We start from the raw sequence: 21,095 nt of genomic DNA, 5'->3' as shown, positions 1-21,095 counted from the left end.
TCATGCGCCCGCGCGTCGTTTTGCGTTTTGAGGGTCTAAAGAACGGGTTCAGGACTTAATTCCTGAAAGTGGGCTTTGTTCCTTTGAGCGATTCGAAATTCAACCCGGGGGCGATGGCAGTCGCGCTTCGGAAGGTTCGCCCACAAGGGCGACGAAAATGAGAGGCCACGATGGCGCAGCAGACATTCACCGGTCGCAAACGTGTTCGCAAGTTCTTTGGACACATCAAGGAAGTCGCCGAGATGCCGAACCTCATCGAGGTTCAGAAGGCGTCCTACGACCAGTTCCTGATGGTTGACGAACCCCCGGGCGGCCGGCTGGACGAAGGCCTGCAGGCGGTGTTCCGCTCGGTGTTCCCGATCTCGGACTTCTCGGGCACCTCGATGCTGGAATTCGTCCGCTACGAATTCGAGCCGCCGAAATATGACGTCGACGAGTGCCGCCAGCGCGGCATGACCTATGCTGCGCCGCTGAAGGTGACGCTGCGCCTGATCGTGTTCGATATCGATGAGGAAACCGGCGCCAAGTCGGTGAAGGACATCAAGGAGCAGGACGTCTACATGGGCGATATCCCGCTCATGACCATGAACGGCACCTTCGTCGTCAACGGCACCGAGCGCGTCATCGTCTCCCAGATGCACCGTTCGCCCGGTGTGTTCTTCGACCACGACAAGGGCAAGACCCATTCGTCCGGCAAGCTGTTGTTTGCCGCGCGCGTGATTCCATATCGCGGTTCCTGGCTCGACATCGAGTTCGACGCCAAGGACATCGTGTTCGCGCGCATCGACCGCCGCCGCAAGATTCCCGTGACTTCGCTGATGTACGCGCTCGGTCTCGACGGCGAGACGATCCTGTCGACGTTCTACAAGAAGATCAATTTCAAGCGCGCCAAGGAAGGCTGGCGCGTGCCGTTCGACGCCGCCCGCTTCCGCGGCTACTCGACCATCAACGATCTGATCGACGCCGATACCGGCAAGGTCGTGCTCGAGGCCGGCAAGAAGCTGACGGTGCGCGCGGCGCGCCAGCTGCAGGAAAAGGGGCTCAAGGCGCTGCGCCTGTCGGATGAAGAGCTGGTCGGCAACTATCTTGCCGAGGATCTCGTCAATCCGAAGACCGGTGAAATCTACGCCGAAGCCGGCGAGGAGCTCACCGAGAAGTCGCTGAAGGCGCTCAACGAGCAGGGCTACAAGGAGCTGCCGCTGCTCGACATCGACCACGTCAATGTCGGCGCCTACATCCGCAACACGCTGCATGCCGACAAGAACATGACGCGTGAAGACGCGCTGTTCGACATCTATCGCGTGATGCGTCCGGGCGAGCCGCCGACCATCGACTCGGCCCAGACCATGTTCCAGTCGCTGTTTTTCGACAGTGAGCGCTACGACCTGTCCGCGGTCGGCCGGGTCAAGATGAACATGCGCCTCGAACTCGACGCGCCCGACACCCATCGCACGCTGCGCAAGGAAGACATCCTGGCCGTCATCAAGACGCTCGTGGACCTGCGCGACGGCAAGGGCGAGATCGACGACATCGATCATCTCGGCAACCGCCGTGTGCGTTCGGTCGGCGAGTTGATGGAGAACCAGTACCGCATCGGCCTGCTCCGCATGGAGCGCGCGATCAAGGAGCGCATGTCGAGCGTCGATATCGACACCGTCATGCCGCAGGACCTGATCAACGCCAAGCCGGCGGCTGCCGCGGTGCGCGAGTTCTTCGGCTCCTCGCAGCTCTCGCAGTTCATGGACCAGACCAACCCGCTGTCGGAGATCACCCACAAGCGCCGTCTCTCGGCGCTTGGTCCGGGCGGCCTGACCCGCGAGCGCGCCGGCTTCGAGGTGCGCGACGTGCATCCGACCCACTACGGCCGCATCTGCCCGATCGAAACGCCGGAAGGTCCGAACATCGGCCTGATCAACTCGCTGGCGACGTTCGCGCGCGTCAACAAGTACGGCTTCGTCGAGACGCCCTATCGCAAGGTCAAGGACGGCCGCGTCACCGACGAGGTCGTGTACCTCTCGGCGATGGAGGAGGGCCGTTATCGCGTGGCGCAGGCCAACGTGCCGCTCGACGCCAAGGGCCGCTTCACCGAGGACCTGATCGTCTGCCGTCACGCCGGCGAAGTGCTGCCGATCACGCCTGACAAGGTCGACTATATGGACGTGTCGCCGAAGCAGCTCGTTTCGGTTGCCGCAGCCCTGATCCCGTTCCTCGAGAACGACGACGCCAACCGCGCGCTGATGGGCTCGAACATGCAGCGCCAGGCGGTGCCGCTGGTTCGCGCCGAGGCGCCGTTCGTCGGCACCGGCATGGAAGGCGTGGTCGCCCGTGACTCGGGGGCTGCGATCGCGGCCCGCCGTTCTGGCGTGATCGACCAGATCGACGCCACCCGCGTCGTGATCCGCGCCACCGAAGATCTCGACCCCACCAAGTCGGGCGTCGATATCTACCGGCTGATGAAGTACCAGCGCTCCAACCAGTCGACCTGCATCAACCAGCGTCCGCTGGTGAAGGTCGGCGACATCGTCAAGAAGGGCGACATCATCGCCGACGGTCCCTCGACCGACCTCGGCGAGCTCGCGCTCGGCCGCAACGTGCTGGTCGCGTTCATGCCATGGAACGGCTACAACTTCGAAGACTCGATCCTGCTCTCCGAGCGGATCGTGAAGGATGACGTCTTCACCTCGATCCACATCGAGGAGTTCGAGGTGATGGCCCGCGACACCAAGCTCGGCCCTGAGGAAATCACCCGCGACATTCCGAACGTCTCGGAAGAAGCGCTGAAGAACCTCGACGAAGCCGGCATCGTCTATATCGGCGCAGAAGTTCGCGCCGGCGACATCCTGGTCGGCAAGATCACGCCGAAGGGCGAAAGCCCGATGACGCCGGAAGAAAAGCTCCTGCGCGCCATCTTCGGCGAAAAGGCTTCCGACGTCCGCGATACCTCGCTCCGCGTGCCCCCGGGCGTGCAGGGCACGATCGTGGAAGTGCGCGTGTTCAACCGTCACGGCGTCGACAAGGACGAGCGTGCGCTGGCGATCGAGCGGGAAGAGATCGAGCGTCTGGCCAAGGACCGCGACGACGAACAGGCGATCCTCGACCGCAACGTCTACGGCCGCCTCGCCGAGCTCCTGGAAAACCGCCAGGGCATCGCCGGTCCGAAGGGCTTCAAGAAGGACACCAAGATCACGCGCGCCGTGCTCGAGGAGTATCCGAAGTCGCAGTGGTGGATGTTTGCGTCCCCGAACGACAAGCTGATGGCCGAAATCGAGGCGATGCGGAAGCAGTACGACGAATCAAAGAAGGGCCTTGAACAGCGCTTCCTCGACAAGGTCGAAAAGCTGCAGCGTGGCGACGAATTGCCGCCCGGCGTGATGAAGATGGTCAAGGTCTTCGTCGCGGTGAAGCGCAAGATCCAGCCCGGCGACAAGATGGCCGGCCGTCACGGCAACAAGGGCGTGGTGTCCAAGATCGTTCCGATCGAGGACATGCCGTTCCTCGAGGACGGTACGCACGCGGACATCGTGCTCAATCCGCTCGGCGTGCCTTCGCGCATGAACGTCGGCCAGATTCTGGAGACGCATCTCGGCTGGGCCTGCGCAGGCCTCGGCAAGCGCATCGGCCAGACCATCGACAGCTATTATCAGAAGCAGGACCTCAAGCCGCTGCGCGAGACCCTGAAGAAGATCTATGGCGACGATGAAACCATCAAGACGCTGAACGACAACGAGCTGATGGAGCTTGGCAAGAACCTGAGCCACGGCGTGCCGATCGCGACGCCGGTGTTCGACGGCGCCAAGGAAGCCGACATCGAGGAGATGCTGAAGCTCGCGGGCTTCGACGCCTCCGGCCAGTCGACCGTCTATGACGGCCGCACCGGCGACGCCTTCGATCGCAAGGTGACGGTGGGCTACATCTACATGCTCAAGCTGCACCATCTGGTCGACGACAAGATCCACGCGCGTTCGATCGGTCCGTACTCGCTCGTCACTCAGCAGCCGCTGGGCGGCAAGGCGCAGTTCGGCGGCCAGCGTTTCGGCGAAATGGAGGTGTGGGCGCTGGAAGCTTATGGCGCGGCCTACACGCTGCAGGAAATGCTGACCGTGAAGTCGGACGACGTCGCCGGCCGTACCAAGGTGTACGAGGCGATCGTGCGCGGCGACGACACGTTCGAGGCGGGTATTCCGGAATCGTTCAACGTGCTGGTCAAGGAAATGCGCTCGCTCGGCCTCAACGTCGACCTGCACAATTCCAAGATGGGACCGGCGCCGACGTCCGAGGCGGCCGAGTAACGTCAAAGATTCCATGTCCGGCCCGGCGCGAAGGCAACTTCGCACATGGGCCGGATATTCGCGCTTCGCTCGGACGTTGAGCGGGGCGCGCGCAAAGAAGAATTTCGAATTTGCTGCCGGTGACGATCGGCACGCGAGGAGAAGACGATGAACCAAGAAATTATGAATCTCTTCAATCCGACGACCCCGGCTCAGGTCTTCGACCAGATCCGGATCTCGATTGCATCTCCGGAGAAGATTCTGTCCTGGTCTTACGGCGAGATCAAGAAGCCGGAGACCATCAACTACCGGACCTTCAAGCCGGAGCGCGACGGCCTGTTCTGCGCCCGCATCTTCGGGCCGATCAAGGATTACGAGTGCTTGTGCGGCAAGTACAAGCGGATGAAGTACAAGGGCATCATCTGCGAAAAGTGCTCGGTCGAAGTGACGCTGTCGCGCGTCCGGCGCGAGCGCATGGGCCATATCGAACTGGCCGCGCCGGTTGCCCACATCTGGTTCTTGAAGTCGCTGCCGTCCCGCATCGGCCTGCTGCTCGACATGACGCTAAAGGATCTCGAGCGGATCCTGTACTTCGAATATTACGTCGTGCTGGAGCCGGGCCTGACCGCGCTCAAGGACCGTCAGCTCCTGTCGGAAGACGAGTATCTGAAGGCGCAGGACGAATACGGCCAGGACAGCTTCACCGCCATGATCGGCGCGGAAGCGATCCGCGAGCTGTTGAAGGGGCTTGAGCTCGAAAAGCTCGAGCAGTCCCTGCGCGCCGAGATGCACGAGACCGAGTCCGACATCAAGCACAAGAAGCTGGCCAAGCGCCTGAAGATCGTCGAGGCCTTCCGCTATTCCGGCAACAAGCCGGAGTGGATGATCCTGACCGTGGTGCCGGTGATTCCGCCGGACCTGCGTCCGCTGGTGCCGCTCGACGGCGGCCGCTTTGCGACCTCGGATCTCAACGACCTCTACCGTCGCGTGATCAACCGCAACAACCGCCTGAAGCGGCTGATGGAGCTGCGCGCGCCGGACATCATCATCCGCAACGAAAAGCGCATGCTGCAGGAGGCCGTCGACGCATTGTTCGACAACGGCCGCCGCGGTCGCGTCATCACCGGCGCCAACAAGCGTCCGCTGAAGTCGCTGGCCGACATGCTCAAGGGCAAGCAGGGCCGTTTCCGGCAGAACCTGCTCGGCAAGCGCGTCGACTATTCGGGCCGCTCGGTGATCGTGGTCGGTCCCGAATTGCGCCTGCATCAGTGCGGCCTGCCGAAGAAGATGGCGCTCGAACTGTTCAAGCCGTTCATCTATTCGCGGCTCGACGCCAAGGGCCTGTCCACCACCGTGAAGCAGGCGAAGAAGCTTGTCGAAAAGGAGCGTCCCGAGGTCTGGGATATTCTCGACGAGGTGATCCGCGAGCATCCGGTGCTGCTCAACCGCGCGCCGACGCTGCATCGCCTCGGCATTCAGGCGTTCGAGCCGGTGCTGATCGAGGGCAAGGCGATCCAGCTCCATCCGCTGGTTTGCGCCGCGTTCAACGCCGACTTCGACGGCGACCAGATGGCCGTGCACGTCCCGCTGTCGCTCGAAGCGCAGCTCGAAGCGCGCGTCTTGATGATGTCGACCAACAACATCCTGCACCCCGCGAACGGCCAGCCGATCATCGTGCCGTCGCAGGACATCGTGCTCGGCCTCTATTACGTGTCGATCATGCGCGAAGGCCTGCCCGGCGAAGGCAAGATCTTCGGCGACATGGCCGAGCTCGAGCACGCCCTGCATTCGAAGGTCATCCACCTGCACACCAAGATCAAGTACCGGTGGGAGGGCACCGACGAGAGCGGCAAGGCCACCAAGCGCTGGATCGAGACCACCGCCGGCCGTGTCATGCTCGGAACCTTGCTGCCGAAGAACTCGAAGATTTCGTACGACATCATCAACAAGCTGATGACCAAGCGCGAAATCTCCGGCGTGATCGACCAGGTCTACCGTCACTGCGGTCAGAAGGAGACGGTGATCTTCTGCGACCGCATCATGGCGCTCGGCTTCTACAATGCGTTCAAGGCTGGCATCTCGTTCGGCAAGGACGACATGGTCGTGCCGCACTCAAAGTGGAAGATCGTCGACACCACCCGTACGCTGGCGAAGGATTTCGAGCAGCAGTACAATGACGGCCTGATCACCCATGGCGAGAAGTACAACAAGGTGGTCGACGCCTGGTCGAAGGCGACCGAAGAAATCGCCAAGGAGATGATGAAGGAAATCTCCTCGACCAAGAAGACGCCGAAGGGCGCCGACGCCGACATCAACTCGATCTACATGATGGCGCATTCGGGTGCGCGCGGTTCGCCGGCCCAGATGCGTCAGCTTGCCGGTATGCGCGGCCTGATGGCGAAGCCGTCGGGTGAGATCATCGAGACGCCGATCATTTCCAACTTCAAGGAAGGTTTGTCGGTGCTCGAGTACTTCAACTCGACCCACGGCGCCCGCAAGGGTCTCGCGGACACTGCGTTGAAGACCGCTAACTCCGGTTACCTGACCCGCCGTCTGGTCGACGTGGCGCAGGACTGCATCATTACGCAGGACGATTGCGGCACCAAGCTCGGCATCAAGATGCGCGCCATCGTCGATGCCGGCACGGTCGTCGCGTCGCTGGCCTCGCGTATTCTCGGCCGCACCGCGGGCGAGGATCTGCGCGATCCCGCGACCAACAAGGTCGTGGTCAAGCGTGGCACGCTGATGGAGGAGACGCATGTCGACGCCATCCAGCAGGCCGGCATCCAGGAAGTGAAGATCCGCTCGGCGCTGACCTGCGAACTCGTCAACGGCATCTGCGGCAAGTGCTACGGCCGCGACCTGGCCCGCGGCACGCCGGTCAACCACGGCGAGGCGGTCGGCGTCATTGCCGCCCAATCGATCGGTGAACCGGGCACGCAGCTCACGATGCGCACGTTCCACATCGGCGGCGCGGCGCAGATCAACGAGCAGTCGTTCGTCGAGTCGAATTTCGAAGGCAAGGTCACCATCAAGAACAAGGCCATCGCCAGGAACAGCGAAGGTCACTTGATCGCGATGGTCCGCAACATGGTCGTTGCGATCACCGATGCCGACGGAACCGAGCGTGCGACCCACCGCATCCAGTACGGCGCGCGCATGCACGTCGACGAGGGCGACATGGTCAAGCGCGGCCAGCGCATCGCGGAATGGGATCCGTACTCACGTCCGGTTCTCACCGAAGTCGAAGGTACCATCGGATTTGAGGATCTGGTCGAAGGCCAGTCGATCTCGGAAACGCTGGACGAATCCACCGGTATCGCCAAGCGCGTCGTCATCGATTGGCGCGCGTCGCGGGGCGGGGCGGATCTGCGTCCGGCGATCGTCGTCAAGGGCAAGGACGGCAAGGTGCTGAAGCTCGCACGTGGCGGCGATGCCCGCTACATGCTGTCGGTCGACGGCATTCTGTCGGTCGACGTCGGTGCCAAGGTCAAGGCTGGCGACATTCTGGCGCGTATCTCCACGGAAAGCGCCAAGACGCGCGACATCACCGGCGGTCTGCCGCGGGTGGCCGAACTGTTCGAGGCCCGCAAGCCAAAGGACGCGGCGATCATCGCTGAAATCGCCGGCACTATTCGCTTCGGCCGCGACTACAAGAACAAGCGCCGCATCTCGATCGAGCCGATGGACAAGACCGAGGAGCCGCGCGAGTACCTGATCCCGAAGGGCAAGCACATCCATCTGCAGGACGGCGACATCGTCGAAAAGGGCGATTTCATCGTCGAAGGCAATCCGGCACCGCACGACATCCTGGCGATCAAGGGCATCGAGGAACTCGCTGCCTATCTGGTCAACGAAATCCAGGAGGTCTACCGGCTGCAGGGCGTGCTCATCAACGACAAGCACATCGAGGTGATTGTCCGTCAGATGCTGCAGAAGGTCGAGGTCACCGATCAGGGCGACACCGACATGATCTCGGGCGAGCAGGTCGACAAGATCGAGTTCGACGCGCTCAACGTGAAGGCCAAGGAAGAGGGCAAGAAGCCCGCCACGGGAACGCCGGTTCTGCTCGGCATCACCAAGGCGAGCCTGCAGACCCGCTCGTTCTTCTCGGCGGCCTCGTTCCAGGAGACCACCCGCGTGCTCACCGAAGCTGCCGTCAACGGCAAGGTGGACCCGCTGGAAGGCCTCAAGGAGAACGTCATTGTCGGCCGGCTGATCCCGGCGGGCACCGGCGCCTCGATGGCGAAGATCCGCGAAGTCGCGGTCAAGCGCGACAAGCTGATCCTCGACGAGCGCGAGAAGCAGGCTGCGATCGTGCCGACCGCTCCGGAAGCGGAACCGCTGGCCTTGCCGCCGGCGGAGTAAGGGCTCCGCCAAGAACTGCCCAACAAGAAGTTCCGATCAACAAAAAAGCCGGCTGCAAAGCCGGCTTTTCCTTTTTTCAACGGCGGTGACGCGTGCTTCACCCATAAGGGTGATACGTGCTAGCAAATCACCGCATGATGTCTGGCCATGTTGACAGTCCCTTCGATTCCCCATGAACGCATCAATTGATTCAGAACGTCTGATCGACCGCATTTATGAGGCTGGACTGGTTCCTTCGCTTTGGCCAGTCCTGCTTGGCGAACTCGGTGCTGCGGTCGGCGGCAACGGCGGCTTTCTGTTCGGCGTGCGGGACGGATACACCAGCGCGGTCAATTCTCCCGAATACGACCAGCTCATGCCGGTTTTCTTGGGAGACGGATGGAGCGAGCGCGATCCCAATCTGCCGCGCGCCATTGCCCTGAATCATGCAGGCTTCGTCACTGACCAGGATCTTCTCTCGGATGAGGAGATCGCGACCAACGAAGTCTATTGCAACTTTTACCGCAAACACGGCCTCGGCTACCGGGCCGGGACGATCATCCCGATACCGAGCGGCGATTCAATCGCAATCGTCGTGCCACGGCATCAGGATCACGGTCCGGTGCCGCGAGAGGTCGTCAATCTGCTCGATGGACTGCGGCCGCATCTGGCCCGGGCTTCCCTCGCAGCAAACCGTCTTGGCTTCGAGCGCGCGCATGCTCAGGTTGACGCACTGCAGGCGCTGGACTTGCCGGGCGCGGTGCTGCGCGGGCCCGGCCAGGTGTTCGTGGCAAACGGCCTGTTCGATGCGCTGATGCCTTCGCTGTTTCAGGATCGCGCCCAGCGCGTGATGATCACGGACGTTGCCGCGGACGCGCTGCTCGCCGAAGCGCTGGGTACGCTGCCGCTTGCCGGCGGCCGGACCGTGAAGTCGATACCGATCGCTGCGACGACACACCGCGTGCCGATGGTGCTGCATATCATCCCCGTACGCGGTTCCGCACGGGATGTCTTCACGCAGGCCACCGCGCTGGTGGTGGTGACGCCGGTCGATCGCGCTACGGTGCCGACCGCGGAGGTCCTGCAGGGCCTGTTCGACCTGACGCCGGCGGAAGCGCGCGTGGCGCGAGGCATCGGCCAGGCTGAAACCGTTGATGCACTTGCCGACGCGACCGGCGTCAATCGAGAAACGGTGCGCAGCCAGCTCAAGGCCGTGCTGTCAAAGACCGGCCTCTCGCGCCAGCAGGAATTGGTCAGCCTGCTCGCCGGCAAGGCGTTCCGAGGCGGCTAGATAGCCATGTCCATGCCTCCGGAGGCGAAATCGCTGGCCCTCCCGCCGGCGGAATACGGCCCCCGCAAGAATACGGGTGCGAAGACAAACAGCTGGCGCAAGCCGGCCTTCTTGCTGCTTTCTTTCATTGCTGCGTTGCGGGGGACCTGCTTTGTTCATCTTCCCTTCAGGGTGAAAAGCGCTTTTGCTTGTGATTTAGACCGGTTGCTTTCTTAAAGGCAGGGAGCACCGGGGGGCGACGGAAAGAAATGTTGGATCTTGCAATCGTAGGCGGTGGCCCGGGCGGGCTGATGAGCGCCTGGTACTTGAAGAAAAAGCTCGGCGATCTCTGCCGCATCACGATCTACGAGGCGTCCGACCGCGTCGGGGGTAAGATCGTTTCGCGCAAATTCGATACCGCGCCGGCGATGTACGAGGCAGGCGTCGCCGAGATCTACGATTATTCGATGACTGGCCCGGATCCGCTGCGGGAACTGATCCAGCATTTCGGCCTGCAGACGATACCGATGGACGCCGAGCAGGTGCATATCGACGGCGAACTGCTCCACGACGTGCCGGGCATGCGCCGCAAATATGGCGAGAAGACCGCGGCTGCGATTGAGGCGTTCCGCAAGCGCTGCAGCGATATGGTGTCGCCAATCGAATATTATGAAGGCGTTGGCGCTCACGACAACGAGCATCCTTGGGCCTACATGACCTGCGAGGAAGTGCTGGACAAGGAAGTCGACGATCCCACGGCCAAGCGGTTCTTCAAGGTGATGGCGCGATCGGATATCGCGACCGAGAGCCACAACACTAACGGGCTGAACGCGCTGAAGAATTTCGTGATGGATATCGACGGCTATATCAGCCTGTACTCGATCCAGAACGGCAACGAGCAGTTGATCGACTGCCTGCGCTCGGAAGTCGATGCCGACATCCAGCTCAATCACCGCGTGCTCAAGGTCGGAAAGACCTCCTCCGGCCGCTATCAGCTCAACATGATGAACGGGAAGGGGCCGGAAACACGGGATTTCGATCTGGTCCTAATGTGCCTGCCGCATTCCTGGCTCGCCACCATGCGCTGGGATGGCGAAGACCTGCGCAAATCGATGGTCAAGCACGTCGCCTATTTCGACCGACCGGCGCATTATCTGAGGGTTTCGATCCTGTTCGACGAACCGTTCTGGGGCGAGAAGATCCCCGGCGCCTGGTTCATGTCGGAAGCGTTCGGCGGCTGCTGCGTCTACAACGAGGGCGCCCGCCACGACGTCGGCAAGCACGGAGTGCTCAACTGGCTGATCGCCGGGTCGGACGCGCTGGCATTTGCCAATCTCAGCGACCAGGAACTGATCGATGCCGCGCTCAAGTCGCTGCCGGCTTCATTCGGCGATGCGCGCGATCATTTCCTGGAAGGCAAGATCCACCGCTGGTTGTCTTCGGTCAACGCGATTCCGGGCGGCCTGCCGGTGCGTGACGTCATGACCAACCACCGCCCGGAGCCGAAGCAGCATCCGGGGATCGTCGTGGTCGGCGACTACCTGTTCGATTCGACGCTAAACGGTCTGCTCGACTCCTCCGACGCCGCCACCGATATCATTCTGACCGAGATGATGCGGTTGCGCCGTGCGCGTGCACAGCAGGGCGAGGTGTCGTCCGACAAGATCGACCGCGGCTATTTCGAGAATTACCGTGGCCTTGGCCCGTACAGCGAAGTCTGGAGCCAGTTTACCGATCCGGCTTATCTCACTGACCTGATCAAGATCGTCTGGGATAGGGCCAAGGGCTACAAGCTGCTTGTTGCAGGCTCCGCCAGCGGCGAACTGGTCGGCGCGCTGCGCGAGCGCGGCATCGACGCCTGGGGCATCGAGAACAACCGGGCGATCCACGCCAAAACGCCGAAGGCGCTGCGGAAGTTCAACAAGCTCGGTTCGATCGTCGACATGCCGTTCAAGGACGATGAGTTCGATTTCGTGTTCGAGACCAGCCTGTGTCACATTTCCGAAAAGCAGGTCCCGCGGGCGGTGCGCGAGCTCAACCGCGTCGTGAAGACCGGACTCGTGTTCGGGTCGGTGACGTCGGACATGGCGCCCGCGCTGATCGACCGCTACGACCTGTTGCGCGGCGTGAAGAAGCTCGGCACCTGGTGGGAGTGGTCTGAATTGTTCTTCGGCAACGGGTTCGACCTCTCGATGCACCGCCGGGACTGCACCGATGCGGTGTGGGCGGCGACGCTGGCCGCCAACAAGGGGCCGGGCCAGTGGTACGCCGACTCCGACAGCCTGCGCTATTCGTTTTTTGACAAGGTCGAATCGGACGATTGAGCTCCGGCCGGTTGTATTACGGCGCGACAGGCTCTGATGAATCAGAGCCTGTCGGCCAAATGTTTGCCGAATTCATCCCGATCGCATAGAATCCTTTGCGGTAGCGGCCGCCGCTGCCGCGTTCGATTTGCGGTCATGCCGGCCGTGCAGCATCGGTTGGTTTCATGGCGCCCAAGCCTCCTTCCTCGGATGATCAGAATCCTGCGCCGGCGGACGATCCTGAGCTTGCGAAGAAGCTCGCTGTCGGGGCTGCCGCTGCGCCCCTGGCTGGGGGCAAGGCGACCGCCGTGCCCCAGGATGATGACCGGGACGACGAAGAGGACGAGCTGGAGCTCGACGACGATGATGATGACGAGGACCTCGTCGTCTTCACCGCCAAGGAAGCCGCCGGCGCGATGGCCACCATCTACGGCTTCGTCAAGCCGTATCTGGGCAATTACAGGAAGCTGCTCGTCTTCGTGACCTTCGGCGTTCTCGTTGAGACGCTGTTCAACGTCATCATGCCGCTCAGCCTGAAATTCCTGATCGACGACGCTCTCGGCGAAGAGGATTTTCAGGCGCTCTACAAGATCCTTGGCGTGCTTGCGGTCGCTGGCATCATCACCTCGATCATTGCGGTCTGGTACGAGCGCTGGGATGCGCGGCTGGCGGCGTGCATCATTGCCGATGTGCGGACGCGGCTGTTCGAGCACGTCCAGAACCTGCCGGCGTCGTATTTCGCCCGGACCAAGCGCGGTGAAATCCTCTCGCGCTTCTCGATTGACCTTGCTGCCTTTGAAGGTTCGATCAAGACCTTCGCCAACAGCGCTGCCTTGCCGTTCCTGGAACTGATCGCCGGCATCATCCTGATGCTGTTTTTGAACTGGCAGCTTGCGGCCGTGGCGCTCCTGGTGTTTCCGATCACGCTGATCGGGCCGCGGATCCTGACGCCGAAGGCGGTGCAGGCGAATTACGAGCAGAAGCTCAACGAATCGGCGCTGCTCGGCACCGTGCAGGAAAACGTGGCGGCGCAGGCGGTGATCAAGGCGTTCAGCCTGCAGCGCCGCACGCTCGGCTGGTTCACCATGCGCAACCAGGAAGTGCGCATCAAGACCGCGTCCGCTGTCTTCCTCTCCACGATGGTGGAACGCACCGTCACCATTTCAGTATTGCTGCTGCACCTCGTGGTGCTGGCGATTGGCGCCTATCTCGCCACCAAGGGCCAGATCACCATCGGCACCTTCGTCACGTTCGAAAGCGCGTTTTGGGAGGTATCCTACAACATCGCCCATCTGATGCATTTCATTCCGGTGTCGATCCAGTCGGCGGCGGCCGTGCGGCATATGCAGGAACTGCTGGATGAGCCGACGCGCGGTGCTGATCGTCCGGGCGCGCCCGATCTGCCACGCATCACCAACGACATCACCTTCGACCGCGTCACTTTCGCATACGAAGGCAGCGAGACGCCGGTGCTTGACAATTTCAGCCTCAAGCTTGGCGTCGGCAAGCGTATCGCAATCGTCGGTCCCAGCGGCTCGGGCAAGAGCACGCTGCTCAACCTGATCCTGCGTCTTTATACGCCGGACGAGGGGCGGGTGGCGATCGACGGCGTCGACATCCGCCGCGTGACCCGCGAATCCTTGCGGGCGGGCATGGCGATCGTGTTCCAGGAGAACATGCTGTTCAACATGTCGATCCGGGAGAACATCCGGCTCGGCAAGGAAGGCGCCAGCGACGCGGAGGTCGAGGAAGCGGCGCGCAAGGCGGAGATTCACCGCTACATCATGAGCCTGCCGCAGAAATACGACACGCCGGTCGGCGAGCGCGGCGACACGCTGTCGGGTGGCCAGCGCCAGCGCATCGCGATCGCGCGCGCGATCATCCGCAATCCCTCGCTGCTGCTGCTCGATGAAGCGACGTCGGCGCTCGACCAGACCACGGAAGCCGCGATCAACCGCACGCTTCTGAACGTGGCGGAGGGGCGCACCATGATCTGGTCGACACACCGCCTGACGTCGGTGGTCGAGATGGACGAGATCATCGTGATTTCAGGCGGCAAGGCGATCGAGCGCGGCTCGCATGCGCAGTTGCTCGCAGCCAACGGCGTCTACCGCAAGCTCTGGGACGACCAGGGCCGCCACACACCGCACAACGCCGCCGCTCAGGCCGACGATGATAATGAAGACGATGACGAGGAAGAGGATGATGACGAGGAGTGAGCAGGGCGATTTGCCACTGCGCGAGTTCGGTCGGGGCTACGATCTCCGCCCGGACCGCGCCGATCAGCGCGTCATACATGATGCCGTATTGGCGGCTGGGCTTCTGTCGAGCAGGTAGCCGAATCGCGAGATCCAGTTTTCGCCGTCATGGGTGGCCGAGCGAAGCACCGAATCGGCGATTCCGGTCTGGTAGAAGCGACCGAGTTGCTCGTCGCCGCTGATTTTTTCGACGCCGAAGTCGAATGTATAGGCCTGATGCGGATCGATCAGAACAGTCGGAATGCCCGCGCGTCCGAGCATGGCGGCCGTGGTCGAGCCGGCAAGGCCGCCGCCGATGATCGCGATGTCGGTGCATTTCATGGGCAATCCCGGCCATGTTGCGGCAGTTTTGCGCTCGGAAAGGCAAATAAAGGCCTAGCCGGGAAAGCTGGAACCGGAGATCGGTACCTTCTGGGCCTATTTATCCGGGTAAAAATAAGTCGACTCGGCACACCGCCGGAGGGCAGGGCATCGCCGTTTCGCACCTCCCGAGCTCACGCGAAACGCTGAATCCGCAGACGCCATAGGCGTTTCCAGCGTTCTCGTTTCGCTTGACTTAGCTATCCACCGCTTATAGAAGACGGCCACTTAACGACAGGCGGTGAGCAACGCCAGCGTCGGAACGGAACACCCTTTCAAATCCTTCTGGACTGAGACGGGCACCAACCTCGACGAATGCCGCTCAAACGCTGTCGATCATATTGCTAGGCAATGCCAGGACGATTTTAGTTCTCTTGAGCACGTCCTCTTGAGAGTGAACTCGGATGCATGACCTCGAAAGCAGGCCGGACAGCAACCGCTGATCGGTCTTCACTCGCGGTCCTCTGTGGCGTCGAAGCGCTTTCCGCTCAGCGATGAGTGGTTGGCGCGATTTCGTTTTGCGTGGATGTTTTTTCACGCAAGGCGGGCCGAACGGAACGGCTAGTTCCGAGAAGAATTTGCGGGGCCATTCCAAGGTTTCGCGCGAACTAAAGGGTGAAGGCTGACATGCCGACGATCAACCAGCTGATCGCAAAACCGCGTACGGTGCAGAAGTCGCGCAAGAAGGTGCCGGCGCTGCAACAGTCGCCGCAGAAGCGCGGCGTTTGCACGCGCGTCTACACCACGACCCCGAAGAAGCCGAACTCGGCGCTTCGTAAGGTCGCCAAGGTGCGCCTGACCAACGGCTTCGAAGTGATCGGCTACATCCCGGGTGAGGGCCATAACCTTCAGGAGCACTCGGTGGTGATGATCCGCGGCGGCCGCGTCAAGGACTTGCCCGGCGTGCGCTACCACATCCTCCGCGGCGTCCTCGATACCCAGGGCGTCAAGAACCGTAAGCAGCGTCGTTCGAAGTACGGCGCGAAGCGTCCGAAGTAATCAGGAACAGAATCGATGTCTCGTCGCCATTCTGCTGAAAAGCGTGAAGTGAACCCGGATCCGAAATTCGGGAACGTCATCATCACGAAGTTCATGAACTCGATCATGTACGACGGCAAGAAGTCTGCCGCCGAGAGCATCGTCTACGGCGCGCTCGCCATGATCGAAACCAAGACCAAGCAGGGTCCGCTGCCGGTGTTCGAGCAGGCGCTGGAAAACGTCATGCCGACCATCGAAGTGCGGTCGCGTCGCGTCGGTGGCGCCACCTACCAGGTGCCGGTCGAAGTCCGCTCGGTCCGCCGTCAGGCGCTGGGCATTCGCTGGATCATCACTGCAGCGCGCGAGCGCAATGAAAAGACGATGACGGAGCGGCTCTCGGCCGAGTTGCTCGACGCGTCGAACAACCGGGGAAATGCCGTCAAGAAGCGTGAAGATGTGCACCGGATGGCGGAAGCCAACCGCGCCTTCTCGCACTATCGCTGGTAACGGCGAAACACGGATTTTAAGGAACAGCCCATGCCCCGCGTTCATGCCATAGAGAACTACCGCAACTTCGGTATTATGGCGCACATCGATGCCGGCAAGACCACGACCACCGAGCGCATCCTCTATTACACCGGCAAGAGCCACAAGATCGGCGAAGTGCACGAAGGTGCCGCGACGATGGACTGGATGGAGCAGGAGCAGGAGCGTGGCATCACGATCACCTCGGCTGCGACCACCGCATTCTGGAACGGCAAGCGCCTGAACATCATCGACACGCCCGGCCACGTCGACTTCACCATCGAAGTCGAGCGCTCCTTGCGCGTGCTCGACGGCGCGGTATGCGTGCTCGATTCCAACCAGGGCGTTGAGCCGCAGACCGAAACCGTCTGGCGCCAGGGCGACAAGTACAAGGTTCCTCGCATCGTCTTCGCCAACAAGATGGACAAGACCGGCGCCGACTTCTTCAAGTGTCTCGCCGACATCGTCGACCGCCTCGGCGCCAAGCCGATCGCGATCCAGCTTCCGATCGGCGCCGAGAACAACTTCAAGGGCCTCGTCGACCTCGTCGTCATGAAGGGCATCATCTGGAACGATGAATCGCTCGGCGCGAAGTTCGACTACGTCGATATCCCGGCCGACATGGTCGATCAGGCCAAGGAATACCGCGAGAAGATGGTGGAAGCCGCCGTCGAGCTCGACGACGATGCCATGGCCGCCTATCTCGACGGCAAGGAGCCGGACGAGGCGACGCTGAAGCGCCTGATCCGTAAAGCAGTGCTGACCGGCGCGTTCTATCCCGTGCTGTGCGGTTCGGCCTTCAAGAACAAGGGCGTGCAGCCGCTGCTCGACGCCGTCGTCGACTATCTGCCGTCGCCGATCGACGTGCCCGCGATCAAGGGTATGGACGAGGACGGCAACGAAGTCGTGCGCAAGGCGGACGACAAGGAGCCGCTGTCGCTGCTCGCGTTCAAGATCATGGACGACCCCTTCGTCGGCACCATCACCTTCTGCCGCATCTATTCGGGCATCCTGGCGTCGGGCACCGGCGTCGTGAACTCGACCCGCGAGAAGAAAGAACGTATCGGCCGCATGCTGCTGATGCATGCGAACAACCGCGAAGACATCAAGGAAGCCTATGCGGGCGACATCGTCGCGCTGGCTGGCCTGAAGGAAGCGCGCACCGGTGACACGCTGTGCGATCCCGACAAGCCGGTGATTCTGGAAAAGATGGAATTCCCGGAGCCGGTGATCGAAATCGCGATCGAGCCGAAGTCGAAGGCCGACCAGGAAAAGCTCGGCGTCGCGCTGGCGAAGCTCGCTGCCGAAGATCCGTCGTTCCGCGTGTCGACCGACCAGGAGTCCGGCCAGACCATTCTCAAGGGCATGGGCGAACTCCATCTCGACATCAAGGTCGACATCCTTCGCCGCACCTACAAGGTCGACGCCAACATCGGCGCGCCGCAGGTGGCGTTCCGCGAGCGGGTCACCAAGCGCGCTGAAGTCAAGTACACCCACAAGAAGCAGACCGGTGGTACCGGTCAGTTCGCCGAAGTGTCGATCATCGTCGAGCCGAACGAGCCCGGCAAGGGTTACGAGTTCGAATCGAAGATCGTCGGCGGCGCGGTGCCGAAGGAATATATCCCCGGCGTCGAAAAGGGCCTCAACAGCGTGATGGGCTCGGGCGTGGTCGCCGGCTTCCCGGTGGTGGACGTCAAGGTCCAGCTCGTCGACGGCAAGTATCACGACGTCGACTCCTCGGCGCTGGCCTTCGAAATCGCATCGCGCGCGGCTTTCCGCGAAGCGCTGCAGAAGGGCAAGTCCGTTCTGCTCGAGCCGATCATGAAGGTCGAAGTGGTGACCCCGGAAGACTATACCGGGTCGGTCATCGGCGACCTGAATTCTCGGCGCGGCCAGATCCAGGGTCAGGACATGCGCGGCAATGCCAACGTCATCAACGCGATGGTGCCGCTCATGAACATGTTCGGGTACGTGAATAACCTGCGCTCGATGAGCCAGGGACGCGCGACCTTCACGATGCAATTCGATCACTACGCTGAAGCGCCGGCGAACGTGTCGGCAGAAGTCCAGAAGAAGTTTGCCTGATTGTCGTTGGTTCAAGCTAACGACTGAACGGAGAGTCAAATGGCCAAAGCAAAGTTTGAACGTACTAAACCGCACTGCAACATCGGAACCATCGGTCACGTCGACCATGGCAAGACCTCGCTGACCGCAGCGATCACCAAGGTGCTGGCTGAAACCGGCGGTGCGACGTTCACGGCGTACGACCAGATCGACAAGGCGCCGGAAGAGAAGGCGCGCGGCATCACGATCTCGACCGCTCACGTCGAGTATGAGACGACCAATCGTCACTATGCCCACGTCGACTGCCCCGGCCATGCCGACTACGTGAAGAACATGATCACCGGTGCCGCGCAGATGGACGGCGCGATCCTGGTCGTGTCGGCCGCCGACGGCCCGATGCCGCAGACCCGCGAGCACATCCTGCTCGCCCGTCAGGTCGGCGTTCCCGCGCTCGTCGTGTTCCTGAACAAGTGCGACATGGTCGACGATCCGGAATTGCTCGAGCTCGTCGAGCTCGAAGTCCGCGAACTGCTCTCGAAGTATGAATTCCCGGGCGACACCATCCCGATCATCAAGGGCTCGGCGCTGGCCGCTCTTGAAGACAAGGACAAGGCGCTCGGTCACGACGCGATCCTCGAGCTGATGAAGAATGTCGACTCCTACATTCCGCAGCCGGAGCGTCCGATCGACCAGCCGTTCCTGATGCCGGTGGAAGACGTGTTCTCGATCTCGGGCCGCGGCACCGTCGTCACCGGCCGTGTTGAGCGCGGCATCGTCAAGGTCGGCGAGGAAATCGAAATCGTCGGTCTGCGCGACACCCAGAAGACCATCGTCACGGGCGTCGAAATGTTCCGCAAGCTGCTCGACCAGGGCCAGGCCGGCGACAACATCGGTGCGCTGCTCCGCGGCACCAAGCGCGAGGAAGTCGAGCGTGGCCAGGTGCTGTGCAAGCCGGGTTCGGTCAAGCCGCACACCAAGTTCAAGGCTGAGGCCTACATCCTGACCAAGGAGGAGGGCGGTCGTCACACCCCGTTCTTCACCAACTACCGGCCCCAGTTCTACTTCCGCACCACCGACGTGACCGGCGTCGTGCATCTGCCCGAAGGCACCGAGATGGTGATGCCGGGCGACAACATCGCGATGGAAGTGCACCTGATCGTGCCGATCGCGATGGAAGAGAAGCTGCGCTTCGCGATCCGCGAAGGCGGCCGCACCGTCGGCGCCGGCGTCGTCGCCGCCATCATCGAATAAGCGAACAGGTAATGGCGAGTAGCGAGTGGATTTAATCCATTCGCTATTCGCTACTCACCACTCGCCCTACGCGACAAAGAAAGACAAACGGCAATGAACGGCCAAAATATTCGCATCCGTCTCAAGGCGTTCGACCATCGTATTCTCGATACGTCGACCCGCGAGATCGTGAACACGGCGAAACGTACCGGTGCCCAGGTTCGCGGACCTATTCCGCTGCCCACCCGCATCGAGAAGTTCACCGTCAACCGTTCACCGCACGTCGACAAGAAGAGCCGCGAGCAATTCGAGATGCGCACCCACAAGCGCCTTCTCGATATTGTCGACCCGACCCCGCAGACCGTCGATGCTCTCATGAAGCTCGACCTGGCCGCTGGTGTCGACGTCGAGATCAAGCTCTAAATTTCAGGATCGTCCGAAGTTAGCGGACAGAAAGAACAGGAAGCACGCCGATGCGCTCCGGAGTGATCGCACAAAAGGTCGGGATGACGCGGGTCTTTACGGAGACCGGCGAACATATCCCTGTGACCGTGCTGAAGCTGGGCAATTGCCAGGTGCTGGGCCACCGCACGACCGAGAAGAACGGTTACGTCGCGCTGCAGCTCGGTGCCGGTAGCCGCAAGACCGTCTATCTGCCGAAGGCAGAGCGCGGCCAGTTTGCGGTCGCCAAGGTCGAGCCCAAGCGGAAGGTCACCGAGTTTCGCGTGTCCGAGGACGCGCTGATCCCGGTTGGCGCCGAGATTCAGGCCGACCATTTCGTCGTCGGCCAGTTCGTCGACGTCACCGGCACCTCGGTCGGTAAGGGTTTTGCCGGCGGCATGAAGCGCTGGAATTTCGGCGGTCTGCGCGCCACCCACGGCGTATCGGTTTCGCATCGTTCGATCGGTTCGACCGGTGGACGTCAGGATCCCGGCAAGACCTTCAAGAACAAGAAGATGCCCGGTCACATGGGTGTCGATCGCATCACCACGCTCAACCTGCGTGTGGTGCAGACCGACGTCGAGCGCGGCCTGATCCTCGTCGAAGGCGCCGTTCCCGGTTCCAAGGGCGGCTGGATCTCGGTGCGCGACGCTGTGAAGAAGCCGTTGCCGAAGGAAGCTCCGAAGCCAGGCAAGTTCAAGGTCGCCGGCGGCGAGCAGGCTCAGGCTCCGGCCGAGCAGGAGGGCGCGTGAGATGGAACTGAAAGTCACGACCCTTGAAGGCAAGGAAGCTGGATCCGTCCAGCTCTCGGACGCGATCTTCGGTCTCGAGCCGCGCGCCGACATCATCCAGCGTTGCGTGCAATGGCAGCTCAACAAGCGCCAGGCCGGAACGCACAAGACGCAGGGCCGCGCCGATGTCTGGCGCACCGGCAAGAAGATGTACAAGCAGAAGGGCACCGGCGGCGCCCGTCACGGCTCGGCCCGCGTGCCGCAGTTCCGCGGCGGTGGCCGTGCGTTCGGCCCGGTGGTCCGCTCGCACGCGACCGACC

12 protein-coding genes and 1 pseudogene are annotated in these 21,095 nt (G+C 62.1%); 12 read left to right on the top strand and 1 reads right to left on the bottom strand.

Annotated features, from left to right (window positions below):
• Window positions 1-170 precede the first annotated feature (170 nt).
• The 5 genes from rpoB to CP49_RS04690 all read left to right on the top strand — a co-directional run bounded on the left by rpoB (window position 171) and on the right by CP49_RS04690 (window position 14,407).
• Window positions 171-4,289 (top strand): DNA-directed RNA polymerase subunit beta, encoded by a 4,119-nt coding sequence (gene rpoB, locus CP49_RS04710; RefSeq protein WP_057849138.1) that lies wholly within the window; start codon window positions 171-173, stop codon window positions 4,287-4,289.
• Window positions 4,290-4,436: 147 nt separating this feature from the next.
• Window positions 4,437-8,636 (top strand): DNA-directed RNA polymerase subunit beta', encoded by a 4,200-nt coding sequence (rpoC, locus tag CP49_RS04705; RefSeq protein ID WP_057849137.1) that lies wholly within the window; start codon window positions 4,437-4,439, stop codon window positions 8,634-8,636.
• A gap of 172 nt (window positions 8,637-8,808) precedes the next feature.
• On the top strand, window positions 8,809-9,906 hold the full coding sequence (locus CP49_RS04700; RefSeq protein ID WP_057849136.1) for a helix-turn-helix transcriptional regulator: 1,098 nt from the start codon (window positions 8,809-8,811) through the stop codon (window positions 9,904-9,906).
• Window positions 9,907-10,154: 248 nt separating this feature from the next.
• A complete protein-coding gene (locus CP49_RS04695; protein ID WP_057849135.1) occupies window positions 10,155-12,209 on the top strand; it encodes an FAD-dependent oxidoreductase in 2,055 nt (684 codons plus the stop codon).
• Between the two features lie 164 nt (window positions 12,210-12,373).
• On the top strand, window positions 12,374-14,407 hold the full coding sequence (locus tag CP49_RS04690; RefSeq protein ID WP_057849134.1) for an ABC transporter ATP-binding protein: 2,034 nt from the start codon (window positions 12,374-12,376) through the stop codon (window positions 14,405-14,407).
• Between the two features lie 25 nt (window positions 14,408-14,432).
• Here the strand turns inward: CP49_RS04690 and CP49_RS04685 are convergent.
• A pseudogene (locus CP49_RS04685) lies at window positions 14,433-14,767 on the bottom strand (FAD-dependent oxidoreductase); the annotation flags it as partial.
• A gap of 666 nt (window positions 14,768-15,433) precedes the next feature.
• Between CP49_RS04685 and rpsL the strand changes: the two are divergent.
• The 7 genes from rpsL to CP49_RS46945 all read left to right on the top strand — a co-directional run.
• The gene (gene rpsL, locus CP49_RS04680; RefSeq protein ID WP_057849132.1) at window positions 15,434-15,805 is read left to right on the top strand and encodes a 30S ribosomal protein S12; all 372 of its coding nucleotides are present in this window, start codon (window positions 15,434-15,436) and stop codon (window positions 15,803-15,805) included.
• Window positions 15,806-15,820: 15 nt separating this feature from the next.
• Complete coding sequence (gene rpsG / locus CP49_RS04675; protein ID WP_057849131.1) at window positions 15,821-16,291, top strand: 30S ribosomal protein S7; 471 nt, start codon at window positions 15,821-15,823, stop codon at window positions 16,289-16,291.
• Window positions 16,292-16,321: 30 nt separating this feature from the next.
• Window positions 16,322-18,394 (top strand): elongation factor G, encoded by a 2,073-nt coding sequence (gene fusA / locus CP49_RS04670; RefSeq protein WP_057849130.1) that lies wholly within the window; start codon window positions 16,322-16,324, stop codon window positions 18,392-18,394.
• A gap of 39 nt (window positions 18,395-18,433) precedes the next feature.
• Window positions 18,434-19,624, top strand: a complete 1,191-nt coding sequence (gene tuf, locus CP49_RS04665; RefSeq protein ID WP_057849129.1) for an elongation factor Tu — start codon at window positions 18,434-18,436, stop codon at window positions 19,622-19,624.
• Between the two features lie 93 nt (window positions 19,625-19,717).
• On the top strand, window positions 19,718-20,026 hold the full coding sequence (gene rpsJ, locus CP49_RS04660) for a 30S ribosomal protein S10 (protein WP_002712302.1): 309 nt from the start codon (window positions 19,718-19,720) through the stop codon (window positions 20,024-20,026).
• Between the two features lie 50 nt (window positions 20,027-20,076).
• Complete coding sequence (gene rplC / locus CP49_RS04655) at window positions 20,077-20,796, top strand: 50S ribosomal protein L3 (RefSeq protein ID WP_057849128.1); 720 nt, start codon at window positions 20,077-20,079, stop codon at window positions 20,794-20,796.
• Between the two features lies 1 nt (window position 20,797).
• On the top strand, window positions 20,798-21,095 hold a 298-nt coding region (locus tag CP49_RS46945; protein ID WP_245310496.1), incomplete at its 3' end, for a 50S ribosomal protein L4.

The sequence above is a fragment of the Bradyrhizobium valentinum genome, assembly GCF_001440405.1.
Lineage (GTDB): Bacteria > Pseudomonadota > Alphaproteobacteria > Rhizobiales > Xanthobacteraceae > Bradyrhizobium > Bradyrhizobium valentinum.
Note: the sequence above shows the minus strand (reverse complement) of the source record. Positions and strands in the feature narration are given on the sequence as shown.

Bases quoted from the DNA above. Each gene is read 5' to 3' on its own strand.
- rpoB (WP_057849138.1), top strand. From the start codon at position 171: ATGGCGCAGCAGACATTCACCGGTCGCAAACGTGTTCGCAAGTTCTTT.
- rpoC (WP_057849137.1), top strand. From the start codon at position 4,437: ATGAACCAAGAAATTATGAATCTCTTCAATCCGACGACCCCGGCTCAG.
- CP49_RS04700 (WP_057849136.1), top strand. From the start codon at position 8,809: ATGAACGCATCAATTGATTCAGAACGTCTGATCGACCGCATTTATGAG.
- CP49_RS04695 (WP_057849135.1), top strand. From the start codon at position 10,155: ATGTTGGATCTTGCAATCGTAGGCGGTGGCCCGGGCGGGCTGATGAGC.
- CP49_RS04690 (WP_057849134.1), top strand. From the start codon at position 12,374: ATGGCGCCCAAGCCTCCTTCCTCGGATGATCAGAATCCTGCGCCGGCG.
- rpsL (WP_057849132.1), top strand. From the start codon at position 15,434: ATGCCGACGATCAACCAGCTGATCGCAAAACCGCGTACGGTGCAGAAG.
- rpsG (WP_057849131.1), top strand. From the start codon at position 15,821: ATGTCTCGTCGCCATTCTGCTGAAAAGCGTGAAGTGAACCCGGATCCG.
- fusA (WP_057849130.1), top strand. From the start codon at position 16,322: ATGCCCCGCGTTCATGCCATAGAGAACTACCGCAACTTCGGTATTATG.
- tuf (WP_057849129.1), top strand. From the start codon at position 18,434: ATGGCCAAAGCAAAGTTTGAACGTACTAAACCGCACTGCAACATCGGA.
- rpsJ (WP_002712302.1), top strand. From the start codon at position 19,718: ATGAACGGCCAAAATATTCGCATCCGTCTCAAGGCGTTCGACCATCGT.
- rplC (WP_057849128.1), top strand. From the start codon at position 20,077: ATGCGCTCCGGAGTGATCGCACAAAAGGTCGGGATGACGCGGGTCTTT.